Annotated in this window: 2 protein-coding genes and 1 pseudogene; 1 reads left to right on the top strand and 2 read right to left on the bottom strand. The window is 42.5% G+C overall.

What is annotated here, in order from left to right; all coding sequences use genetic code 11:
* Nucleotides 1-1,215: sodium/glutamate symporter (gene gltS, locus L4C33_RS20375; RefSeq protein ID WP_428814222.1), on the top strand; the 1,215-nt coding region annotated here is incomplete at its 5' end.
* An 82-nt stretch (nt 1,216-1,297) separates the two neighbouring features.
* On the opposite strand, the gene L4C33_RS20370 is transcribed toward gltS, so the two are convergent.
* Together L4C33_RS20370 and L4C33_RS20365 are read right to left on the bottom strand one after the other, a co-directional pair.
* On the bottom strand, nt 1,298-3,040 hold the full coding sequence (locus L4C33_RS20370; protein WP_428814221.1) for a sensor domain-containing diguanylate cyclase: 1,743 nt from the start codon (nt 3,038-3,040) through the stop codon (nt 1,298-1,300).
* A 251-nt stretch (nt 3,041-3,291) separates the two neighbouring features.
* Nucleotides 3,292-3,834, bottom strand: a pseudogene (locus L4C33_RS20365) (glycogen debranching enzyme); the annotation flags it as partial.

Raw genomic sequence — 3,834 nt, 5'->3', positions numbered from 1 at the left:
ATTTCAGTAGGACCACTAGAATCCTTCCTAATCGCGATTAGTGTGTTGTTTCTAGGCCATTTTGTTAACGCTAAATTACCCATTCTTAAAAAGTACAATATCCCAGAGCCTATAGTGGGCGGTCTTATTGTCGCTTGTGCCATTACTGCACTCCACTTTAATGGTGTAGATCTAGAGTTTTCTCTCCCACTTCAAAATACGTTTATGCTGATGTTTTTTGCCACTGTTGGCCTTGCAGCAAACTATACCCAATTGATGAAAGGCGGAGCGAAAGTATTTCTATTCTTAGGTGTCGCCTCGGTCTATATCATTATTCAAAATGGCGTAGGTGTAACCTTAGCTACAGCACTGGGTTTAGACCCTTTGATGGGCTTAATTGCAGGCTCAATCACCTTGTCAGGTGGACACGGTACAGGCGCTGCTTGGTCGCAAACTTTTGCAGATAACTATGGCATTGCTAACACGCTTGAAATCGCGATGGCGTCTGCAACATTTGGCCTGATCATTGGTGGTATTATTGGTAGCCCAGTGGCGCAAAAGCTCATTGATAAGAACCAAATCGAATCGGACTACGGGACAGGTACGACTACGCACGAACGTTTCCCGGAACTCGTGACCTATAACGAATATGAAGAAGACAAAGTCACTGCGAAGAAAGTGATTGAAGTGCTATTCATTTTGCTGATTTGCGTTACCGGAGCTCGTTATCTAGAAGAATGGGTGAGTACGTTTGATATCAAATGGCTGATGATCCCAGACTTCGTTTATGCTCTCTTTATCGGTGTATTCATTACCAACGTAATGGAAGTGACCAAAGCTCATAAGATTGATACTGAGACAGTAGATATCCTTGGTACGGTTTCTTTGTCGTTGTTCCTAGCGATGGCTTTAATGAGCTTGAAACTGTGGAATATCTTTGACCTAGCGATTCCGTTCTTAGCAATACTTGCAGTACAAGCTGTGGTGTTAGGTATTTTTGCCTACTTCGTGACGTTTAAAGTGATGGGTTCTAACTATGACGCAGCGGTTATGGCTGGTGGTCACTGTGGTTTTGGCCTAGGTGCAACGCCGACAGCGGTAATGAACATGGGCTCATTGGTGAACCGTTTTGGCCCTTCGCCACAAGCGTTCATGGTAGTTCCGATTGTAGGTGCCTTCTTTATCGATATCGTTAACCTGATTATCCTACAAGGGTATATTTCGTTTATTGGTTAATGATTCCAATTCACTTTATCGATTGAAAATAAAAAGCTCTGCCAATTTGGCAGAGCTTTTTTGTATCCATCTATCAGCTTGTCTAAGCGATGTCTTTCAAATGGTTCTCTATGTACTCAACTCGGTTCTTACCAAGCCTTCTAGCCTGGTTTAAAGCCCGTTCAGCCTGTTCAACATGACTATTTGATGACGGTGTCAGGGCGGAGATACCTGCGCTTATTTGGATTGCTATCGAGTGTTCAGTAACAGCTAGCGGCTGACTGGCTAATGTTTCTCTAAACTGGTCGAATTGTTGTTTGGCATCTTGAATACTATTCGCGGTAAAGAGAACAGAAAATTGAGTTCCCCCCACTCGGGCTAGGCTCACCCCATTAGGTTTAGGGAAGCATTGGCGAAGGGAGTCTGCCGTTTTCATTATGATTCTGTCTCCAGTATCTGCTCCCCATTTTGTATTCAAGTACTCAAAGTTATCCAGTTCAAACAAAGCGAGGAACAAGTCTTCCACATCGGTATGACTCGCTAGGTCATCACTGAAGCTTTGCTTGTTGTCTAATTGAGTCATGACATCTTTATTGCGAATTTGATGCTGAAGAAGCTGATTCGATAACGCCACTTCACTATAGTCACGGATCATTCGCAAAATGCCTTGATAGGTGGGCAGGGCAGCATTGACATAAATAATGGCGATAAGCGTATCTTGCGAGAACAGAGGAATACGGTAATGGCGTTGGCGAATTTTGAGAGTGCGAGCCAAAGGGTCGGCGTATTGCCCACCTTGGTAGCTTAGTGAACTTGGTTCAATAGAACTAGCGAGCTTCTCGTCTGTAAACACTAAGGTTTTGTTACCGTGGTAATCCAAAGTTGAGTAGCTATGGTTCTTCTTACTATAAAGCACGAATTGTACGCCTTCATGGAAGACAAACTTGTCAAAAATGGATTTTAGATGATGCTTAAAGCTAGCGATATCAATGATGCGATTGAGATCGGCCAAGCTGCTGTTGAGTTGGTAAAACAGATAATTAGTTATGATGACTAACAACAAAAGAGAAGCGATCACTATGGCCGTTAAGGTGAATTGATAAGAGGTCGCTAGAATGTCGCTGCGGTCCGTTCCCGAGATGAAAACCCAGTTTAAGCTGTTGTTGGCATCGAACACTGAAACTTTAAAATTGTCTCGATAGTAGTACTCGTAGTTGCCACTCGATGAGCCGTTTGAAATGAGTTCATCGATCCCAGAGCGGTAACTAATGGAGTCAGTGCCAATGCGTTGTGGGTTCGGGTGAAAAACTAACTTTTCTGTACTGAGATCTACGACAAACACGTAACCTTTTTCTAAGGTTTTCAGCTCTTTTAAAGCCTGAGTTGTATGAAGTAAATCGAACTCTACCCACACTTGCTGTTTCTGGTTCGCTTTATTGTGTTTTACCGCAAACACCCAACGCTGAGCGGGGTTTTGGTAAACCGAAGAGATAAAGAAGTCCCGATCCATAGAATCAATGGAGTGCCACTGTAAATCTAACGAGTAAGCCGGCTCGATAGAATAACCTTGCGTGGAAGTATAGCGTTGATTTTCAGGATTGAAGATAAGGATATCAGCGAAATTAGGTGTGTTCTTTAGAATCTTTTTACTAAGGTCGGTGAAATTACGTTGCACACTTGATGAGGATTCAGAACGATTGAGCGCGTCTTCAAGTAAGTATATTTTTCCGAAGGTTGCTTCTATATTGCCATTGATCAGTGAGGTGGCCGTTCTAATATTTGATTGAGATTGGCTATAAGCCGCTCCTTCTGCGTTTTCTAGTTGAACGATAGCCAAATAGATCATTAAGCCAGTTAAGAGTATTAAGTATGGCCGCAAGAGCCGCACTAGTGTTTTTGGTAAAGCCATAGCGTTTAAAGGACGTCGTTTGTATTATTTTGAGAGCATAGTAAACGGTTACGCCACTCACATCAATGCAAATGATTCCATATAAACAGTTCGGTTTTGTGATATTTGTTGAATAAAAAAACCAGCCATTGTTTTGACTGGTTTTTATAAGACTTTTGATGAGAGTTTAAGCTATTAGCTATTAGCTATTAGCTATTAAGCTGATTAGAAGTCTCTGGCTGAAAATGCAAAACAGCCATTGAGGTTGGAGAAATTAATAACTCACCATCAGCATGACCAGGTTCAATGCTGTGTTGGTTCGTGTCACAAATAGTGACCCAGTTTTGTTTGCGGTCATTTGGCAGCTTAAACCTAGCGGGCGCGTTGGTTTGATTGATCAAGTACAGCATCTCACAACCATCTTTGCCTATGCCCATATGTAAAGACACGGAACTTAAACGGTTCCAGTCATCATGTTCCATGATGGTACCGTCGATTCTGCGCCAGTAGATCCGGTTAAGGTTTCGTTTTTCACCACTGAATGCTTTTATGAATGGCACCATAAACTCTTGTCGAGCAGCAACCATGTCAGATAACCAAGTTTTAAATTGCGCCTTGTTTTCAGTGTTTTCCCAGTTCAGCCAGCTGGTTTCACCATCTTGGCAGTAGGCGTTGTTATTGCCTTTTTGGCTATGGGAGAGAACATCAGCAGTTAAAATATGAGGAATACCGAAAGCAAACAGTAAGCTTGC

It is taken from the genome of Vibrio makurazakiensis (genome assembly GCF_050337375.1).
GTDB lineage: Bacteria > Pseudomonadota > Gammaproteobacteria > Enterobacterales > Vibrionaceae > Vibrio > Vibrio makurazakiensis.
This window is presented reverse-complemented; position numbering and strand designations above follow the sequence as displayed.

Coding starts and splice junctions, on each gene's coding strand:
- L4C33_RS20370 (WP_428814221.1), bottom strand. CDS start 3,040: ATGATCTATTTGGCTATCGTTCAACTAGAAAACGCAGAAGGAGCGGCT.